General features: G+C 53.8%; 16 protein-coding genes and 1 tRNA gene. 11 read left to right on the forward strand and 6 right to left on the reverse strand.

The genetic code is table 11. From position 1 onward, the window contains the following. The first annotated feature begins 25 nt into the window (after positions 1-25). The 10 genes from thrS to ACVWZT_RS19155 all read left to right on the forward strand — a co-directional run bounded on the left by thrS (position 26) and on the right by ACVWZT_RS19155 (position 9,562). Entirely contained in the window at positions 26-1,948 is a 1,923-nt protein-coding gene (thrS, locus tag ACVWZT_RS19110; RefSeq protein WP_296230776.1) for a threonine--tRNA ligase, read from the forward strand. After that, entirely contained in the window at positions 1,948-2,499 is a 552-nt protein-coding gene (gene infC / locus ACVWZT_RS19115) for a translation initiation factor IF-3 (protein ID WP_013972005.1), read from the forward strand. The genes thrS and infC overlap by 1 nt, the downstream gene beginning before the upstream one ends. A 61-nt stretch (positions 2,500-2,560) precedes the next feature. Beyond that, a complete protein-coding gene (rpmI, locus tag ACVWZT_RS19120) occupies positions 2,561-2,755 on the forward strand; it encodes a 50S ribosomal protein L35 (protein ID WP_003250667.1) in 195 nt (64 codons plus the stop codon). Between the two features lie 27 nt (positions 2,756-2,782). Continuing rightward, positions 2,783-3,139 (forward strand): 50S ribosomal protein L20, encoded by a 357-nt coding sequence (gene rplT, locus ACVWZT_RS19125; protein WP_003250671.1) that lies wholly within the window; start codon positions 2,783-2,785, stop codon positions 3,137-3,139. A gap of 109 nt (positions 3,140-3,248) precedes the next feature. After that, positions 3,249-4,265, forward strand: a complete 1,017-nt coding sequence (gene pheS / locus ACVWZT_RS19130; RefSeq protein WP_170030402.1) for a phenylalanine--tRNA ligase subunit alpha — start codon at positions 3,249-3,251, stop codon at positions 4,263-4,265. A 33-nt stretch (positions 4,266-4,298) separates the two neighbouring features. After that, entirely contained in the window at positions 4,299-6,680 is a 2,382-nt protein-coding gene (gene pheT / locus ACVWZT_RS19135) for a phenylalanine--tRNA ligase subunit beta (RefSeq protein ID WP_457470782.1), read from the forward strand. A 4-nt stretch (positions 6,681-6,684) separates the two neighbouring features. Next, a complete protein-coding gene (gene ihfA, locus ACVWZT_RS19140; RefSeq protein WP_003250679.1) occupies positions 6,685-6,987 on the forward strand; it encodes an integration host factor subunit alpha in 303 nt (100 codons plus the stop codon). Then, positions 6,968-7,324, forward strand: coding sequence for a MerR family transcriptional regulator (locus ACVWZT_RS19145; RefSeq protein ID WP_170030400.1), 357 nt, complete (start codon positions 6,968-6,970; stop codon positions 7,322-7,324). The genes ihfA and ACVWZT_RS19145 overlap by 20 nt, the downstream gene beginning before the upstream one ends. Positions 7,325-7,436: 112 nt before the next feature. Then, positions 7,437-7,513 (forward strand) — tRNA-Pro (locus ACVWZT_RS19150). 255 nt (positions 7,514-7,768) lie between these two features. Next, positions 7,769-9,562, forward strand: a complete 1,794-nt coding sequence (locus ACVWZT_RS19155) for a hypothetical protein (protein ID WP_457470783.1) — start codon at positions 7,769-7,771, stop codon at positions 9,560-9,562. Between the two features lie 150 nt (positions 9,563-9,712). On the opposite strand, the gene ACVWZT_RS19160 is transcribed toward ACVWZT_RS19155, so the two are convergent. The 5 genes from ACVWZT_RS19160 to ACVWZT_RS19180 are packed head-to-tail and all read right to left on the reverse strand — an operon-like array spanning position 9,713 to position 18,516. Beyond that, positions 9,713-11,521: an AIPR family protein gene (locus ACVWZT_RS19160; protein WP_457470785.1), complete on the reverse strand. Its 1,809-nt coding sequence runs from the start codon at positions 11,519-11,521 to the stop codon at positions 9,713-9,715. After that, the gene (locus ACVWZT_RS19165; protein WP_457470786.1) at positions 11,521-12,531 is read right to left on the reverse strand and encodes a PD-(D/E)XK motif protein; all 1,011 of its coding nucleotides are present in this window, start codon (positions 12,529-12,531) and stop codon (positions 11,521-11,523) included. The genes ACVWZT_RS19160 and ACVWZT_RS19165 overlap by 1 nt, the downstream gene beginning before the upstream one ends. Continuing rightward, positions 12,518-15,349: a Z1 domain-containing protein gene (locus ACVWZT_RS19170; protein WP_457470787.1), complete on the reverse strand. Its 2,832-nt coding sequence runs from the start codon at positions 15,347-15,349 to the stop codon at positions 12,518-12,520. The genes ACVWZT_RS19165 and ACVWZT_RS19170 overlap by 14 nt, the downstream gene beginning before the upstream one ends. Positions 15,350-15,365: 16 nt before the next feature. After that, a complete protein-coding gene (locus tag ACVWZT_RS19175) occupies positions 15,366-16,811 on the reverse strand; it encodes an ATP-binding protein (RefSeq protein ID WP_457472115.1) in 1,446 nt (481 codons plus the stop codon). A 52-nt stretch (positions 16,812-16,863) separates the two neighbouring features. Further along, positions 16,864-18,516: a DNA cytosine methyltransferase gene (locus ACVWZT_RS19180; protein WP_457470789.1), complete on the reverse strand. Its 1,653-nt coding sequence runs from the start codon at positions 18,514-18,516 to the stop codon at positions 16,864-16,866. 29 nt (positions 18,517-18,545) lie between these two features. Between ACVWZT_RS19180 and ACVWZT_RS19185 the strand changes: the two genes are divergently transcribed. After that, entirely contained in the window at positions 18,546-18,977 is a 432-nt protein-coding gene (locus tag ACVWZT_RS19185; RefSeq protein ID WP_457470791.1) for a very short patch repair endonuclease, read from the forward strand. Between the two features lie 2 nt (positions 18,978-18,979). On the opposite strand, the gene ACVWZT_RS19190 is transcribed toward ACVWZT_RS19185, so the two are convergent. Continuing rightward, on the reverse strand, positions 18,980-20,053 hold the full coding sequence (locus ACVWZT_RS19190; protein WP_457470793.1) for a hypothetical protein: 1,074 nt from the start codon (positions 20,051-20,053) through the stop codon (positions 18,980-18,982). Between the last annotated feature and the right edge of the window lie 304 nt (positions 20,054-20,357).

Below are 20,357 nucleotides of genomic sequence, written 5' to 3' on the forward strand. Positions count from 1 at the left end.
GGTCACCACTAGGAGAGGAGGCGCCATGCCCGTTATTACTCTTCCCGATGGCAGTCAGCGTTCGTTCGATCATGCCGTATCTGTCGCCGAAGTCGCCGCTTCCATCGGCGCCGGCCTGGCCAAGGCCACCGTGGCCGGCAAGGTCGACGGCAAACTGGTCGATGCCTGCGACCTGATCCACAACGACGCCACCCTGCAGATCATCACCCCTAAAGATGAAGAGGGACTGGAAATCATTCGCCACTCGTGCGCTCACCTGGTCGGCCACGCGGTGAAGCAGCTGTACCCGAGCGCCAAGATGGTGATTGGCCCGGTCATCGACGAAGGCTTCTACTACGACATCGCCTACGAGCGCCCCTTCACCCCTGAAGACATGGCCGCCATCGAAAAGCGCATGATGGAGCTGATCGACAAGGACTACGACGTGGTCAAGAAGATGACCCCGCGTGCCGAGGTCATCGAGGTGTTCAAGGCCCGTGGCGAAGACTACAAGCTGCGCCTGGTCGAAGACATGCCGGACGAGCAGGCCATGGGCCTGTACTACCACGAAGAATACGTCGACATGTGCCGCGGCCCGCACGTGCCGAACACCCGCTTCCTCAAGGCATTCAAGCTGACCAAGCTGTCCGGCGCCTACTGGCGCGGCGATGCCAAGAATGAGCAGCTGCAACGCGTGTACGGCACCGCCTGGGCCGACAAGAAGCAGCTGGCTGCGTACATCCAGCGTATCGAAGAAGCCGAAAAGCGCGACCACCGCAAGATCGGCAAGCAGCTCGACCTGTTCCACCTGCAGGAAGAAGCCCCGGGCATGGTGTTCTGGCATGCCAACGGCTGGACCGTGTACCAGGTGCTCGAGCAATACATGCGCCAGGTGCAGCGCGCCAACGGCTACCAGGAAATCAAGACCCCGCAGGTGGTCGACCGTATTCTCTGGGAGCGTTCCGGGCACTGGTCCAACTACGCCGAGAACATGTTCACCACTTCGTCGGAAAGCCGTGACTACGCGGTAAAACCGATGAACTGCCCGTGCCACGTGCAGGTGTTCAACCAGGGCCTGAAAAGCTACCGCGACCTGCCGCTGCGCCTGGCCGAGTTCGGTGCCTGCCACCGTAACGAGCCGTCCGGCGCCCTGCACGGCATCATGCGCGTGCGTGGCTTCGTGCAGGACGACGCGCACATCTTCTGCACCGAAGAACAGGTGAAGAAAGAAGCCGCCGACTTCATCAAGCTGACCCTGGACGTGTACAAGGACTTCGGCTTCACCGACATCGCCATGAAGCTGTCGACCCGCCCTGCCAAGCGCGTCGGTTCCGAAGAGCTGTGGGACCGTGCCGAAGGTGCACTGGCCGACGCCCTGAACGAATCGGGCCTGGAGTGGGAATACCAGCCGGGCGAGGGCGCCTTCTACGGGCCGAAGATCGAGTTCACCCTGCGCGACTGCCTGGGCCGTAACTGGCAGTGCGGTACCCTGCAGTACGACCCGAACCTGCCCGAGCGCCTGGATGCCAGCTACATCGCCGAAGACAACAGCCGGGTGCGGCCGGTCATGCTGCACCGCGCCATCCTCGGTTCGTTCGAGCGCTTCATCGGCATGCTGATCGAGCACTACGCCGGTGTGTTCCCGGCCTGGCTGGCGCCAACCCAGGCGGTGATCATGAACATCACCGACAAACAGGCCGATTTCGCCCTCGAGGTGGAAAATACCCTGAACGGTAGCGGTTTCCGTGCCAAGTCGGACTTGAGAAATGAGAAGATCGGCTTTAAAATCCGCGAGCATACTTTGCTCAAGGTCCCGTACCTTTTGGTTATAGGGGATCGCGAAGTCGAAACGCAGACCGTCGCCGTACGCACCCGTGAAGGCAAAGACCTCGGCTCCATGCCGGTGGCTGAATTCACGCAGCTGCTCAACAGCGCTGTTGCCCAGCGCGGTCGCCTAGAATCGGAGTAATGACTATTAAGCGTGAAATGAGAAACGATAAACGAACTGCACCGAAAGCCCCGATCAACGAGAATATCTCGGCACGCGAGGTTCGGTTAATTGGCGCTGACGGCGAGCAGATTGGCATCGTCTCGATTGATGAAGCGCTTCGTATCGCTGATGAAGCGAAGCTGGATCTGGTGGAAATTTCTGCCGACGCGCAGCCGCCCGTCTGCAAGGTGATGGACTACGGCAAGCACCTCTTCGAAAAGAAGAAGCAGGCCAACGAAGCCAAGAAGAACCAGAAGCAGATCCAGATCAAAGAAATCAAGTTTCGTCCAGGGACGGAAGAAGGGGATTACCAGGTAAAACTACGCAACCTGGTACGTTTCCTTACCGATGGGGACAAGGCCAAGATCTCTCTGAGATTCCGCGGCCGTGAGATGGCCCACCAGGAGCTGGGCATGGAGCTGTTGAAGCGGGTCGAAGCCGACCTCGCCGAATACGGCTCCGTTGAGCAGCATCCGAAGATGGAAGGACGCCAGCTTATGATGGTCATCGCCCCCAAAAAGAAGAAGTAATCTCCCGGGCACGGCAGGCCTGATGATTATTGTGTAATTTTATCGAATGCGGAGTTCCAACATGCCAAAAATGAAAACCAAGAGCGGTGCTGCGAAGCGCTTCCTGAAGACCGCTTCCGGCTTCAAGCACAAGCACGCTTTCAAGAGCCACATCCTGACCAAAATGTCGACCAAGCGTAAGCGTCAACTGCGCGGTGCCAGCCTGCTGCACCCGTCTGACGTGGCAAAAGTCGAGCGCATGCTGCGCGTACGTTAATTCTGGTTTAGATAGAGGAAGTTACTCATGGCTCGTGTTAAGCGTGGCGTCATCGCTCGTAAGCGTCACAAGAAAATTCTGAAACTGGCTAAAGGCTACTACGGTGCACGCTCGCGCGTATTCCGCGTTGCCAAGCAGGCGGTCATCAAGGCTGGTCAATATGCCTACCGTGACCGTCGTCAGAAGAAGCGTCAGTTCCGCGCACTGTGGATCGCTCGTATCAACGCCGGTGCCCGCACCAACGGTCTGTCCTACAGCCGTCTGATTGCTGGCCTGAAAAAGGCTTCGATCGAAATCGACCGTAAGGTTCTGGCCGATCTGGCAGTGAACGAAAAAGCGGCGTTTGCTGCGATTGTCGAGAAAGCTAAAGCCGTTCTGGCTTAAGTACCCGCGACAATCACCCGGCGGCGCCAGCGCCGTCGGGCATTGAACGTCATCGATAGGGGAAGAGCCTTCAAAGCTCTTCCCCTATTTTCGTATCTGGAGTCTGTACATGGAAAACCTGGATGCGCTGGTCTCCCAAGCCCTGGAAGCTGTGGAGCGCGCTGAAGACATCAATGCCCTGGAACAGATCCGGGTTAATTATCTCGGCAAGAAGGGCGAACTGACCCAGGTGATGAAGACCCTGGGCAACCTGCCAGCCGAAGAGCGGCCGAAGGTCGGCGCGCTGATCAACGACGCCAAAGAGCGCGTTACCGTGGTGCTCAATGCCCGCAAGGCGGCCTTCGAAGAAGCCGAGCTCAGCGCTCGCCTGGCGGCCGAATGCATTGACGTCACCCTGCCAGGCCGCGGCCAGGCCACCGGTGGCCTGCACCCGATCACCCGTACACTCGAGCGCATCGAGCAGTTCTTCACCCACATTGGCTACGGCATCGCCGAAGGCCCCGAGGTGGAAGACGACTACCACAACTTCGAAGCGCTCAACATCCCCGGCCACCACCCGGCGCGGGCGATGCACGACACCTTCTACTTCAATGCCAACATGCTGCTGCGCACCCACACCTCGCCGGTGCAGGTGCGGACCATGGAGTCCAGCCAGCCGCCGATCCGCATTGTCTGCCCGGGCCGCGTGTACCGCTGTGACTCGGATATCACCCACTCGCCGATGTTCCACCAGGTCGAAGGCCTGCTGATCGACCGCGACATCAACTTCGCCGACCTCAAGGGCACCATCGAAGAATTCCTGCGGGTGTTCTTCGAGAAAGAACTGGCGGTGCGTTTCCGCCCATCGTTCTTCCCGTTCACCGAGCCGTCCGCCGAAGTCGACATCCAGTGCGTGATGTGTTCCGGCAAAGGCTGCCGCGTGTGCAAGCAGACCGGCTGGCTGGAAGTAATGGGTTGCGGCATGGTGCACCCGAACGTGCTGCGCATGTCCGGCATCGACCCGGAAGAATTCCAGGGCTTCGCCTTCGGCATGGGCGCCGAGCGCCTGGCCATGCTGCGCTATGGCGTCAACGATTTGCGTCTGTTCTTCGACAACGACCTGCGCTTCCTCGCGCAATTCCGCTAGGTCAATGCCCGACGCAACTTTCAGGAGAACAGCATGAAATTCAGTGAACAGTGGCTGCGCGGTTGGGTAAACCCGCAAGTCTCCCGTGACGAACTGGTCGCCCGCCTGTCCATGGCCGGCCTTGAAGTCGACAGCGTCACCCCTGCTGCCGGCCAGTTCAGCGGCATCGTCGTGGGCGAGATCCTCGCCACCGAACAACACCCGGACGCCGACAAGCTGCGCGTGTGCCAGGTCAGCAACGGCCAGGAAACCTTCCAGGTGGTATGTGGCGCTCCTAACGCCCGCCCAGGCATCAAGATCCCGTTCGCCATGATCGGCGCCGAACTGCCCGGCGACTTCAAGATCAAGAAGGCCAAGCTGCGCGGCGTCGAGTCCTTCGGCATGCTGTGCTCGGCTGCCGAGCTGCAGATCAGCGAAGAGAACGACGGCCTGCTGGAACTGGCCGCCGACGCCCCGGTGGGCGAAGACATTCGCCAGTACCTGAGCCTGGACGACGCCAGCATCGAGATCGGCCTGACCCCGAACCGCGGCGACTGCCTGTCCATCGCCGGCCTGGCCCGCGACGTCAGCGCCCTGTACGACACCCCGGTCACCCGCCCGGCAGTGCCAGCGGTACCGGCTGCCCACGACGAAGTGCGCCCGGTCGAAGTCAGCGCCCCGGCTGCCTGCCCACGCTACCTGGGCCGCGTCATCCGCAACGTCGACCTGAGCAAGCCGACCCCGCTGTGGATGGTCGAACGCCTGCGCCGCAGCGACGTGCGCAGCATCGACGCCGCCGTCGACATCACCAACTACGTGATGCTCGAACTCGGCCAACCGATGCACGCCTTCGACCTGGCAGAAATCAACGGCGGCATCCGCGTACGCATGGCCGAAGAAGGCGAGAAGCTGGTCCTGCTCGACGGCCAGGAAGTGGCCCTGCGCGCCGATACCCTGGTCATCGCCGACCACACCCGCGCCCTGGCCATCGCCGGCGTCATGGGTGGCGAGCACAGCGGTGTGAACACCGAAAAAACCCGCGACCTGTTCCTGGAAAGCGCCTTCTTCGAGCCGATTTCCGTCGCCGGTAAAGCCCGTTCCTACGGCCTGCACACCGATGCCTCGCACCGCTACGAGCGCGGCGTCGATTCGCAGCTGGCCCGCGAAGCCATGGAGCGCGCCACCCAGCTGCTGCTCGACATCGTCGGCGGCGAAGCCGGCCCGGTGGTCGAAGCCGTCAGCGAACAGCACCTGCCGCAAGTCGCCCCGGTGACCCTGCGCGCCGAACGCATCACCCAGATGCTCGGCATGGAAATGGACCCTGCCCAGGTCGAGCAACTGCTCAACGCCCTGGAGCTGACCACCACCAAGAGTGGGGAAGGGCAGTGGACCGTCAACGTGCCAAGCCACCGCTTCGACATCAGCCTGGAAGTGGACCTGATCGAAGAGCTGGCCCGCCTGTACGGCTACAACAACCTGCCGGTGCGCTACCCGCAAGCCCGCCTGGCGCCGCAAGGCAAGCCGGAAACCCGCGGTGACCTGCCGACCCTGCGCCGCCTGCTGGTGGCCCGCGGCTACCAGGAAGCCATCACCTACAGCTTCATCGACCCGAAACTGTTCGAACTGTTCAGCCCGGGCGTAGAGCCGCTGCTGCTGGCCAACCCCATCTCCAGCGACATGGCCGCCATGCGCGCCTCGCTGTGGCCGGGCCTGGTCAAGGCATTGCAGCACAACCTGAACCGCCAGCAAGACCGCGTGCGCCTGTTCGAAAGCGGCCTGCGCTTCGTCGGCCAGCTCGGCGACCTGCAGCAGCAACCGATGATCGCCGGCGTGGTCACCGGCAGCCGCCTGCCGGAAGGTTGGGCCAACGGCCGCGACAGTGTCGACTTCTTCGACGTGAAGGCCGACGTGGAAGCCCTGCTGGGCTACTCCGGCGCGCTGAGCGACTTCACCTTCAGCGCCGGCAAGCACCCCGCCCTGCACCCAGGCCAGACCGCCGCCATCGAGCGTGACGGCAAGCTGGTCGGCTACCTCGGCGCCATCCACCCAGAGCTGGCCAAGGCCCTGGGCCTGGACCGCCCGGTGTTCCTCTTCGAGCTGGTGCTGGGCGACGTGGTCGAAGGCCGCCTGCCAAAGTTCAGCGAGCTGTCCAGGTTCCCGGAAACCCGTCGTGACCTGGCTTTGATCGCAGGACGTGATGTAGCTTCTAGCGCGGTGCTTGAAGTAATTCGTGACAATGCAGGCGAATGGCTCACAGACCTCAGGCTGTTTGATGTCTACCAGGGTAAAGGTATTGATCCTGATAGAAAAAGCCTGGCCGTCGGCTTGACCTGGCAGCATCCATCGCGCACTCTTAACGACGATGAGGTGAACGCCGCACTGCAAAACATCCTCACCTCGCTCGAACAAAGGTTGAACACCACGTTAAGGAAATAACGGCATGGGTGCTCTGACGAAAGCTGAGATGGCCGAAAGGCTGTACGAGGAGCTAGGGCTTAACAAGCGTGAGGCCAAGGAGCTGGTCGAGCTGTTTTTCGAAGAAATTCGGCACGCACTTGAAGAGAACGAGCAGGTCAAGCTGTCCGGTTTCGGCAACTTCGACCTTCGCGACAAACGCCAGCGGCCGGGCCGCAACCCCAAGACTGGGGAAGAAATCCCGATCACTGCACGGCGCGTCGTCACCTTTCGTCCAGGGCAGAAGTTGAAGGCCCGGGTTGAGGCCTATGCTGGAACCAAGCCATAACGACGAACTGCCCCCCATACCGGGCAAAAGGTACTTCACCATCGGTGAGGTGAGTGAGCTTTGTGCGGTAAAACCGCACGTGCTGCGGTATTGGGAGCAGGAGTTCGACCAGCTCAATCCCGTGAAGCGGCGGGGGAACCGGCGGTATTATCAGCGCCAGGACGTGCTGATGATTCGCCAGATTCGTGCGCTGCTTTATGACCAGGGCTTCACCATTGGTGGGGCGCGGTTGCGGCTCTCCAGTGAGGAGGCCAAGGATGAGTCGAGCCAGTACAAGCAGCTGATTCGGCAGATGATTGTCGAGTTGGAGGATGTGTTGGTGGTGTTGAAGAAGTGACCTGGTTGGTGGTGAATGAAAATTTTTTGAGAAAAAGCTTTCATTTATCAGGAGGTTAGGGTACATTCTTCAACGTTCTCGGTAGCATTGAGAACATGCTTCAAAGCCCAGTCGGGGCGTAGCGCAGCCCGGTAGCGCACTTGCATGGGGTGCAAGGGGTCGAGTGTTCGAATCACTCCGTCCCGACCATTATTGAAACGAAAAAGCCCAGTCGGTAACGACTGGGCTTTTTTTTTCACGAAATTATAAAGCGCACTTTCTCCAACTTAGCCCCTAGGCCTTCGCACCTCGTATCTACTGGTCTATATTTAGTATTTGAATTCAAAGTGCATTTAATTGTCGTAGGCCAAGATTTTTAGTTGGCTTTTAGTATGAGTAGTTCTTCAGTCATAAGTACTGCTTTCGAGTGGTATAGTCTTAGATTAATTTCAGGAGAAGGTAGTCATGGAAAAGGCCGATGTTTTGCTGCTTGAACTAGCAGACTGTGAGTTAGAGAGACTGTTGAGTGGGCTTCCGGCTAATCGGTTCAGCCGGATCAGTGTATTTTTAGAGGTAATGAGAGTTTTTGATTATTGGGCGATTTATAAGCATGAAATGAGTGCGGAACAAAGTGGCACGGCGGCAGAATGTTATGTGATGAATTTGGGGTGGGATCTAGCTATCGAACATCTTTTTTCTGGTCTTGATAAACCAGGATTCCCGATGACGGAAAGTACGCCTCGATCTAGATTGAATGCCAGGCGCCTATTGTTCAGGTTTGGTTTAGTTGCCTATTTAAGGAACGTGGCTAGCTTTGTTAAGGCTAATTTAGCAGAGGTCAATCGAGAGAATGGAAGGATAGTTGTTAGGCTTCAAGAGTCAATAAAATATCAGGTGATGGATGCACTTGAATATGAGCTAACGGATGAGCTCGATATATTCATCAAGAAAACGTCTTCTCCAATAGTCAATGGCTGGGAAAAATTTGAGTTCGGCAGTGATTTTGAAGGGATCTCAGAGTATGGTGCTTTCTATGGCGTAAATAATAGTGGAGTACATAGTGATAAAAAGGTTGAAGATCTAGAATTACTAATGAAGCCTCTTATCTTTCCTTTTGACTATGGTCGGGGAGTGATGATGGGATATGATGCACTTCCTGAAATAGATGCGCACTATTTTTCCTATGCCTTAGACTATGTAATCTCTGCGCGAGATATTGCAGGTCTTCATCCCGACGTGAAGATTAACGGCGTTAGCGCGCCACATTTTATTGTAATTGTTGCAGTGGTTCTCGCTTTACACTGTAAGCATATAGGGTTCGCGAATATTGCTCGCTTCTCCTTTCCTAATATTTCGATTCCTCAAAGCTTGACGATTTGGACAACAAAAGAAGACTTGTGCGAAACAGTGGAGGCGCACACAGGCTTCGAAAGAGATCTAGTTTTAGCAGCGTTGGATGCTATATGTTACGGAGAAAGAGATCTTACATGGCATAAGAGTGGTGGTCATCTTCGGCCATTATTGTTTGATATGGGGAACGGAATGATTTTACGCCCATTGTCTAGCCTTCTTCGAAATCCGTTCTATTCAATAATAGAGCTACAGCATAAACGTGATAATAAGTTTATCAATATGCTTTGTGCTCCGCGTGAGGATTGGTTTCGAAAGCACTTGTATTATCTGTTTATGGGTAATCGGTATATACGAATACCTGGAAACATAAAGCTGCGGGAAAAAAATCAAGTGCTGACTGATATAGATGGTGTTGTCTACGACACTTTGTCCGGTGGGCTCGCTTTCTTTCAGCTAAAGTGGCAGGACTCATTCACTCACGATATTAATAAAATGAGAAGCAAGGCAAAGAACCTAGCATCTGAGGTGGACTCCTGGGCTTTGGCTGTCAGCCAGTGGTTAAAAGGTAAATCTCAAGTGGACATTGTCAAATCGCTGCGGCTAAAACTCCCCGAGGGGAAAGCAATTGGACCTATCTACTGTTTTGCTATCTCATGGTCTGCATTTAGAGTTCAAGCTTTTGGATATCATAAGAAGATGGAGTTTGTTGCTAGTTGCAATTGGCCATTGTTTAGACGGGCTAGGTTTGAGGTGGGGAAGAGTTTGGATGTGTTTGGTGATATCTTTGAATACTTGAACGTTCAGTACTTCCGTTTGGATGAGGCTATTGCAGCTGAGTCGCTTGAGGTTTCGTTAGCAAGTGAAAAGGTTTTATTTGAAAACAACTTCCATGTTCTTTCTAGATAAAAGGTGCTTTTTATATAAACCTAGCGTTTCTTTGAAAGTGTAACGCCCGATGCAGTGCATTGGGCGTTTGTCAACCTGCGCATGTGCTGACCTACTTTGGTCGTTGGCAGGCTACAAAAATCAAAAAAGTATGTGGCCTTCAAAGAATGTCTAGCTAACTTCCGGTATGTCTGTGCGCGGAATCGTATATTTGTGGTTCTTGACTTTCTCCCAGCACTCTTGTTTTTTCGCCCATTCGGATATCATTTTCCCGCCAGCGCCTTGGTGTAATGCATAGTCCACCTCCGTTGCCCAGCGCGCAATTTGTTCTTCTAAAGCAAGAGAAATTCGTTGCTTTTGCCATACGATGTCAAATTTGAAATTTGTTTCAAACTTAAATCCAAGCAGTGCCACTGTATAAGCAACAATATTGGCCTGAAATGCTGGGAACATAGGGCGAATGATACGCTGTGCCGATTTGAAAATGATTGCTTTGGCTATCATTGCTTTATACTTTTCAGGTGATGGTAAAATATCGTGTCCTCTTTCCTCTTCTTCTGAAAGTTCGTCCATAAAAGCCTGAAAATTCTTTTGCGATCCCAAGCTTACGATGTTGGGCTTTTGGCTCCATGCAAATAGATATTTTGCAAGTTCGGGCTTCGTCACTTTTCTTGATGTTGGGATTTCCGATTGTAACTTCTTTTTTTGCGCTGGCGTGATTGCGTCCTTTTCCAGCATCACTTTGTAGCTGCCGGCCGATCGTTCGTAGAACCATCTGCCTATGCCGTCCGGGCAGAAGATTCGCATAGACATTTTTTCCAGCTCACGGTGGAAGGGCTTGTTGGCAGAGAGGTCAGATTGTTTTACCACGTTTTGGCTGTTTGCGAAGCGGGAAATTTTTGCAATTAATTCATCAGGATCGTTATTTTCAGAGCGAAGTACAATAATCTTTGCTGGCACCCTGACATGATCGAGATCTAGGTCGGGCTGTTTTCGCTTGGCAAAGTATATGGAAGCAGTGGTCTGGCCGCCATTGACAATTTGCATACCTTTAAGCGATGAGATACCAACTGAACCATCATTTGCTCGCCCCAGCTCGCTGGCAGTGGCCACAATTACGATCCCGTTATTGTAAGCCATGAAGCGTTCGGGGGTATCTCGCAGTGTATCTCGAATACCCTTGTTGACCCCTTTTGCGCCGACTCCTAAGAAAGAGCGGACGTTAGCTTCAAGAATACGCGGCCCGTATTTTTCGTAAAGCGCTCTGAGTGCATTGCCTGGGACAGCCGTCAGGGCGTAATCATATTCATCATTGGCAGATCCGGGTACCCAGACGCTTGGCAATGGACCTCCGCACAGGTCTGGGAAATTGACAACAAGTTCATCTCTGGAGTGACCTTGTTGCAGGTGGTTGAAGAGGCGTTGAATATCCATTACCTCTACTCGAACTTGTTTGTTTTCTACCTCGTGAGGTGCATAATCTCGAGTCTTGACTCGAGCATCCGTGATTATGAAAACTCTGATGCTATCGAGGTTCGCGAAAATACGCTCAACTTCAGAAACTAATGCGTAAACATTATTGGTTTCGTCCAGTTGCTTGGAAAGCTGATTGTTTGCGCAAAACCTCAGGAATTGAATACCTTGAGACGCTGCTCGAGCGACTTCTTGGTCGGCGAGCAGCTCAACTTGGTCCGATCCCTTGTATAAACTTACAAAAAGGTCCAGTCGGTCTGGATTGCCTGCTTCATCTGTTGTATCCGATACAGAATAGCCGCTGAGCTTGACTTTGTGTCTGCCGACTTTGGCCTCGTAATGACAAACATTGGTATCAAACGTAATGCCTTGGTCACTCAAATGGTTCATTACCTGCTCGGTAAACAGCTCTTCTGCAGAGACAGGAATTTTACCAGGTACAAAATCCTTGCTCAGCTCATCTCTGATAGCTGTCTGTGTGTCTTGCAGGAACTCTACCAGCTCCATCAAATTACTCCAAGCTTTTCAAGGACTTCTGGCAACGACAGCTTTTCGATCGCTATCAAGGAGAGGTCGATTTCGTATTGCGCCCAGCAAATAGCTGCGGGCGTGTTAAATGGGATCAATCTGGGGAAGTTCGAGTCCACAAGCAGCATTCTCAGCTCGATCGGCAGGAATTTTCTGGAATAATATTCAGAATGCATATCCAGGTACCCTGCATCATGCAGCGCTTTTTCAAATAGAGTCAGAGCTGCCAGATCGAGTTGCAGTGTGGTTCGAATATTCGCTACGTACTCCGTCAGCGTTTTCCCTTGATCACTGATGCCCAGACGAATTCCTGCAAGATAAAGGGGAGAGCTGCGAGAATCGTCAAGCTGATCCAGTGAGGTAATTCTCACTGGAAACCCCTCTTTACCAATTGTTGATTTTACTTCTATGGAGCCAATACCGAGAACAAAATCGTGGAGGCCGTCTGCGGGTCCTTTCCAACCGTCTATCACCGAATAGGTAGGCGTGCCTGATTCGATGAGCTGGTTGATAAAACATAGTTCTCCGATAAGTCCTTGCTCGGCTTCGTTGGTCAAGCCCTCCTGCCCTTTTCGCATGAACTCCTGCCAGCCTCTGACTCGTCCCATGAGGCGTTGGTAAAGCAGGTCCTCACTGTTATCTCTAGATGCAGCCAAGAGCGCAGTGATGTCAGCGACTACCGCAGCAAACAGGTCAACGCATCCCGAAGGCTGCTTCACTACTGCAAGCCACTGACGGCCACCGGATGACTCGCCCAAATTGGCACGCTCCATCCGGAAGCCTTGTCCTTTTGGAAGTAGCGAGGTCCGGGCCAATTGAGCATTAGCGAAACCTATCAATATCGCTTCATGGCCGCTCGGTGAGTGTCGTGCCAACTTGATAAGGCAGGTACCGGTCTGAAAAAGATCGATAGATCGCCAGCCTGGACTCGTAAGCTCACCTAGCAAGGCTCTCCATATCGTCAAAACCCTGCTGCTATTCACTACCACCGTATTCCTGCTCCCAAAGAAGATTTGCAACTACGTATGGTACTGATTGGTTTTTTGTGCTTGAGGGAAAACTGATCGCAAATGCAACGACTGGTGTATCGACATCTTCAACTTTGCTGGCTTTCGGGTCCAGAATGTAAATCATGAGCACGCCGCGTTCTGGGTGGGCAGTCACTCCGCCTTTGCCGAGCCCTCGCACCTGACGAATGTATGGGCCACTTGGGATTTCCGGGCGCTCTTGCCCACGAGCCCGTGCTGGATCAGGTTTCCAAGCCTCCTGCGTCAGTCGCAGGGCAGCATTCCATGAACTTTCATCGAGATCGATAGCTTCATCCTGAGGAGACAAGAGTCGGCCTATGGAGTATTTGTCCTCTGTTGCTGGCGCTTTGTTTGTCCGCTTCATTCGGTTAATGGGGTGACCAAGAATGTCTTCAGCTGCTTTTTCGCCCCCACCAATGATTGCAACAGTCCAAGCGTTCAACTCACCTGACAAGCTCATTTTTTCAATAAAATCGGCGAGAATATCACTGCGTACTTTTCGGGAGTCAGGATGGGTCTGGTAGGATCGAAGGAAGTCGACGACATGTTGAGCAGATACATTATTCCAGCTCACACCTTTCCATCTATCTTGGCGGCCGTTACGCTCTTGTGGCGGAATATCTCTAGGTTTGCCAAGCGCCTTTGAAAGAGAGATAAGTGCATTCAAGTTTGATATTAGCTTATCTTTTTCCTTGAAAAAGCTTACTGTTTCAAGTAGCTGGCCGCTGAACGAAAGGTATAGCGTCTTGGCTGTCCGCATTTTGAGTGGGGAGGTAACCATCAAAACTGGGTGTGATCTTACTTTCAGTCCATAATCCCGCGGTGTAAGCCCACTCTCCATCATATAATCAAATTCTGCTCGCAGTTCTTCCGCTGCATCGGCGATATGCTCGAACCATTCGACAAGATCCGGTGTGGTATAGAGCCGGCAAAGGTCTAGGTAGCCCGGACGATATCCGAACCATCGTCCCATCTGCATTAGAGTATCGTACATCTTGGAGGCGCGCAGGAAATAACTTACACACAACCCTTCAAGAGTCAATCCACGTGCTAGCTTATCACCGCCCACAGCAATGACCTTCAGTCCCTCCGTGCTTTCGACATAGTCCAAGGCATCCTTGGCTGTACCATTGATCATTCTTATCTTTATATCGTCTAGCACGCTGGGCAGCAGTCTTTCGATCTCGTCCCAATCCGGGATAGTGCGGTACATGTCCTCGGAGGTCTGGTCTGCAATTCTTTGGCTCGTTGCAAGGAAATCATTATCCCAAAGTTTGCGAAGGTCAGAAATGAATGTATCGTGATCAATCTTGCGAATGACGCGCTGCTTTTGAAGCGACACGTAATCCTCGATCTGTCGATGGACGTGCTGCTGGACCAGATTGAATCGTGTAACGTGAACCAACATCGACGAGTGTTCGTTTTGTTGCCCGCGCAGCTGGCGAATGCAGCACGTCAAAATGAATGCTTGAATGGCCTCGACTAGCGACGCAGGCATATCTTCTTCCGGAACATAGGCACTTTTGTGCCCGACTGGCATCCAGCCGCTTCGACCATCCTCAGAGCAGTGATCCTCCACAGTGCGTATTAGGTCGAGCGCACCATCGCGACCATTTTCGCCAGCTAGACCAAAGACGCGAGACGGTCCGATATAGTTCGATGGAGCAGAAAGGTTGGTTATAAATGCCGATGGGAACAGATCTGGCCCTTCGCGCTTTGTAGTCCCATGCTCGTGAATGTAAATATTGGCAAAGGGAGTCGCGGTGTACCCGACATAAGCCTTCCTTGCAAATGAATGTAGAATTTGCCGGATAAGTTTGTTGATCGCTGTGGGCTCATGTTCAAGATCAGGTTTGCCATCGTCGCCAATGACGTGCTCACCAGTATCCACCGAGGCATGATCTGCTTCATCATCAATGATGAGCAGAGGTAGATGGGTTACCAAAGGTCTGCCGGTTTCCGGATCAACGGAGCGCGCGACATGGCTGTGAAGCCACTTGAGTAATCTTGTAAGAACGGATTTGTTCTTTTTGACTACAAATAGCCAAGGCTTGTGTTCAGGCGAAACACCAAGGTTGTTCACAAATCGAAGGTTGAAGTCACCATTGTCTGCCCGGTTTGTCACATATTGAGGGCGCTGCTCGTGCGATCCGTCAATCAATCCCACGCCGATGAGGCGATGGCTGCCATTCTTGGTCGCCGCCGTTTCGTAGCCTAGGAAGCCTTCATCCAAGCGCATCTGGGTTTGCGAGCGCAAATTGTTGTGGAGCCCGGCAAGCACGATAATAATCTTGTAACCTGCGTCTGCAGCTTTACAGATCAGACCAGTATAATTTGCAGTCTTACCTGACTGCACATGGCCGACCACCATGCCGCGCCTGTCCCAGGTCCCGTCGCGTTTAGGGTCCTCAAGCATGGAGAGCGTCTGATCCGTTGTCTTGTCCAGCCCCTCCATTGCTTTCCATGGAAGTTTACGTTCCTGCCATTCGCGATACCTCTGCCAGTACCGCCAATTTTGTTTACGTTCGGCTGTTAGCCATGGGACATGGCCTTCCATGTTGACCAAGGAAGCATCATCGCCAACCCAGATACTGAAACGGCTGATAAGTTCTTCGGTGACAGCGTCGCGGTCCAGGCCGATGCCGCGCTTCGGCATGATGCTAAGGACCTTGTCGATATGTTCGGAGATTAGTTCCGGAGTAATCAGGGTCTTTTCATCCAATTCGCCCAGCATGGTCTGGACGACTTGAATCACAGTCCACTTGTTTTCCTCGGACATGAGGGGTCTAGCTCCATTAGATGTTGTCGGGAAGGGAATCCACCAAGGAAGGAAAGGCATGGAAAGGCTCGGTAATACGTAACTGGGCTTTTGCCGAGGCAGGAGAATAGCCTTTTTTCTTTACGAAGCTTCGATACATGATCTTCAGAACTTCATAAACCTCTTCGGGAGGTGTCTGATCGAATCCGGTCGCAGGGGTATCCTTGCTTTCTGCAGTGTCGATCCATATGCGTTGAACAGGCACAGTTTCCTCGATTACACGCAGCATCGCCTTGATCTGCGGCAGCAGTAAGCCAGCGTCATCCAAAACTGCCCGAACCGCAGGGTGTTCGCTGTCGACCCGATAGCGCACACCGCTGGAAAGGTGCTCGACCCTCCAAGCTTCGATCAACTGTCTGTTGCCCATCAGCGTAGGTTTGCCACGGTGAGCAAATGCTCTTCTGGCACGGCTTCTTGTTTCCTCTGCGAGGCCGGTAAGCCAAGATCGAAGATATACGGGTGGTCGAGCAGTAGATTTGCGAATATCAATCTTCCAATCCGCATCAGCGGAGTTGGGAATATCAAGACGAATTCGTGCAAGCCTGTGCGCCTCGTCTTTAGTCCATGATCGACCGGAGCCTAATCCGAGCCAGCTGCCTGCCACTAGAAGCCTTTCGTTTCGGTAGACATAGAATCCTTGCTGTGCAGTCCATCCTTCCGGACCTGACAGATTATCGAATTCGAACGGAGTGAGCCTGTCTTTGTGGGGTAACACGTGACATTCAGCCTCTATTCCAAATGCGGAATGATGTCGAAAGGGCGGGGGGTTGAAGGGTTTGGCCGGGTGGCCGCTCATGAAAGGGTCCCATGGTTTTACAGGGCGATCATTGAGCAGAATCCTCAGCCGAGGTTTGCTTCCTTCCAGATAGCGGTGAAACACCATCCCCAAGTGCTGTTCTACCTTGTCGGCCAAGTTGAGGAAGTCTTTGACGGTACTCCCTTTGGTCACAATTCTATCCAGCAGCTCCCAGAGGACCAACGTGCCGGATGACTGCTTCGATAGCATGGAAATGTTCGCTTCGGACCCCGGGTGGGGGCCTTCAAGAAGATGCCATCCGTCATCTGCACTGCTCGCAAGAAAATCCAGATCCCACCGCAGGCAGTGCACTCCTTCTACGGCTTTAGTCGCTACGGTCAGGCGTCTGCATTGGGAGAATGAGGCCGTCTTGAGTCCCATTCCGAAGCGGCCGAGATCCGCCGAGGTGCGCTCCTCCAGTGGGTTACGCTCCCCGAGTCTCATTGCTCGATCAAGCTCTGACTCTGTCATGCCCCTGCCGTTGTCCAAGCAAGAAATCAAGCTCGCCTCATCTGCCCAATCAAACTTCAGTCGAACTTCGTTAGCTCCAGCAGCAATGCTGTTATCGATGATGTCAGCTAGCGCCGTTTGAACGTTATAACCAAGCCCACGAAGCGCTTCGACCATCGCACTGGCTTTGGGGGGGGCGCTGCGGGTCTTGAAAGGGGATGGCTCCACATCAACTCTCCGTTTCGAACATGCGGAACTGCTTGATTGGCAGCTTTACCGGATTCTCCGAGCTCTTGCCATTTTTCAGAATTCTTGCGACGACATCGGCAATCTGCCGTGCCAGAAGTGGTGGCACTGCATTGCCGACCTGGTGGAACTGCTGCGTTCGGTTACCCAAGAAAAAATAGTTGTCTGGGAATGTCTGCAGTCGCGCGGCTTCGCGAACAGTCAGGCTGCGGCATTGCTTGGCATCGTAATGGATGAAATAGTGGCCGTCCTTTGCGATGTGGCTGGTGATTGTTGTCGATGGAATTCCAGCCCGCTGTACTCTGAAGCGATCGCTGAACTTCCCTGTCTTCCAGTTTTTGTGGTCAGGTTCAAGACCTGGCAAATCGAAGTCCTGATGGCCCTTGGGGGAGCCCTTCTTGACATCGGCAAACACCGCTGCATAGACGTAGCGACGAAGGTCGGAGCTCATGTGCCCCCGGGCTTCGTGATTGAGCCAGAAGCGAAGTCGAGGATCATGAAGCCATTTATCGAGATGAGTTCCGGTTTCGCCACTCCATTCCGGGCGTTTCAGCATACGCAGGCCACCATTAGTCCAGCCGTTGCTGCTAAAGCTGTCAGCCATTATGCCAAGTCGGCGCGCCAGCATGACGTCGCTTGCAGTGTCATGGTTCTTGTTATCGCATGATTCGGCCAGCTCTGCGAGATGTTGCTTGACCACGTCAGCCCAGAGCTCAGGAGAATCTGCCTGGCGAGTCAATGTGCTACGCAGGGGAGGCAGATTTCCGATGACTTGGTCGATGCTGGGAGGCGCGGTCTCGAGCAGCTTGTGATCAGCTACTGCGCCTAGATATTCCTCGGAAACACCTAGCAGAATCACTCGATGTCGGGCTTGAGGTATTCCGAATCTTTCTGCATGGATGATGTAATTTGCAGGGGATACGCTGTCCGGATCCGCTCCGCTTTCATAGATGTCATCAGTGACAAGCGAGCAAATGCGATATTTGGGTCCAGTAGTGCTTTCACCGAAGGCGGCGTCCGGATCTGCCAGATCGCGCAAGATCTGCGGAAACATCTGATTGCCACCTACCGTCGATGACAGGATGCCTTTGACGTTTTCCATCACGAAAATGGCAGGTCGTTTGCGCTGAATGATCCTCAGATACTCTCTGTACAGGAAGTGCCTGTGATCATTTTCTGCCCTGTAATCGGATTTGGCCTGGTTTCGGGCACGCCCCACGATCGAATATGCTTGGCAAGGCGGGCCGCCAATCAGGACCCACGGCTTGGACTCATCGAGGCGATGTTCCAAAAGACCGTCCAGCTTGCTGTTGCCTTCTGGAGTTCCCAGTTCGATTTGCTGTGCTTCATTGTCAGCGTGTTTCCAAGCGGAATGGCTTCGTCTGGTGTAAGGATTCTCCACATCTGCGGTCTCGCAGAAGTGATAATAGTCCTCAAGAGCTTCCGGGAATTCGCGCTTGAGGAGTCTGTAGAATGCCCGAAGTCGCAGCGTCGATCTTGCGGATGTCTCCATTTCGGCTGAAACCTTGATTTCAAAGGTTTCAGCACCATCGCTCAGGTGAGAGGAAAAACCTTCTCCAAGGCCTCCAGGTCCTGCAAACAGATCCACTACCTGGATGGGATAGGTACGACTCATGAATTCACGCTGCTGTAAAAGGGAGATGAATGGATATCGTTGACACGGCAACCCGATCTCGCATGATGGCTGGTATCAGGGGGCAAAACACACGACCTGAGATGATCGTACGGCGCTTCCTCCATGCCAACGGTTACCGATTTCGGCTTCATCGCCGGGACCTTCCGGGAAGCCCGGACATTGTACTCCCCAGATTCAGAACCTGTATATTTGTCCATGGATGTTTCTGGCACCGCCATGATGGCTGTCGTTACGCCAGTACCCCCAAGAGTCGCGCAGACTTCTGGCAAGCGAAATTCACCCAGAATGTCAAAAGAGACGGTTGTGCCAGACGTGCGCTCATAGCAGATGGATGGAAGGTGCTCACAATCTGGGAGTGCGAGCTCAGAAGCCCGGCCAGAATTCTCGGGCATGTGTTGGAGTTCCTCAAAGTCCAAAGGGAGGAGCTTGATAATCTCTGAGGTCACTCGAGGTTGCCGTCCATGATGGTCAGAACGTCCTGGACCCACGTATGGCATGCCCAGCCACCTGACTTGGTTTTTTCAACATAGTTGCTCAGGGTTCCTGTAAGGAGGGCGTTGATCATTCCGCGCGGAATGCCGGTGAACTCCTCGGCATGTGAGCTTTTGTCATCAGGGTTGTCGGCAAAATACCGCAATACCTCAAGGGCTGCCTCGCCTAGTCCAGCAGTTTTCTGGACAATGAATGCCAATTGTGGCGAGGGTAGCGCCGATCCTCCTACAGCAGCGGCAAGCGCGGGCACTCGAGGTCCAAGATCATTTTCCAAGGGCAAAGAAGACTCGGTTTCAGCATCACTGAGAACGTCCCTGTTAGCTGTAGTAGGAGCGATAATCCTCCAGTCGTCGGCAGCTGGTAGCTCGCCTAAGCTTGCGATGCGAAGCCCAGTTTCTAGCGCTACATGAGAGCCGATCAGCTTTTGTGTTTTTGTAGCAAGGTCACGCAGCTCGGAGTCGTCTGTCTCGGTTGCATTCCACCCAAGCTCAGGCTGCCAGTCGAATAACCAGTCTTCATCCCCCTCTATTGCCTCTGGCAGCTCTCCGAAATTGACGTCAGCCGAGTCGAAAAATGAGGCGTCCTCTGCCACAGCATGAGCGTGCTCGGAGGCGGAAGGAGTCGGCTCGGCATTTGAGCGGGACTGATGCTGCAGCTCAAGGAAGTCCATGAGAACTTCCTTTGCAACAAGCTTGAGCCCCAGCTGCACGAGGGTTGCTATGGAAATCACGGTAGCATCGGGCACTTCTGGAAATCTGGATCGCAGCAGAGCTGTACAGTCAGTCAAAGCAACGGTCAGAGGTTTTTCGATGAGGTCGAGGAACGGTCTGAGGTCAGCAAGAAGGGCTGCATTCTCGAAGGTCGCGGGTATTTCGGGTAATGCATCGACATGGATGCAACCCTCGTCAACAGGCCATTGTCTTCGTCGGTACCAAACGAAGAGCTTCCCGTCGACGTTCTCATGCGTCCGCATAATTCGGTCAATCTCACGACCGGCCATCATGACCCGCACCGTCAATTCCATATTTTAATGCCTGAAACGAGAGAGTTTGCGCTGTGGTGGCGTTGTGCCAATAATGCCAACGATAGCCTTCCGAGTACAGCTGTTCGCGCTTATGAACGGTCAAAGGCAATTGGGGGACGAGGGGCTTGGCAGATCAGGCATAGTGCTTTGTCCTGACACGCCCAGTCTCGAGCTATCCGTACCAAAGACAATGAAGTATCAGGGGGCCGGAACGGAGAAAAAGGTGCTCGGCGTTGGGCAGATCTATCCTGAAGACACAGAGTGCAACGCTGGCTGCTTTCTTTAATGGCTTCTGGACCCAAAA

The sequence above is a fragment of the Pseudomonas sp. TE21394 genome (assembly GCF_054057835.1).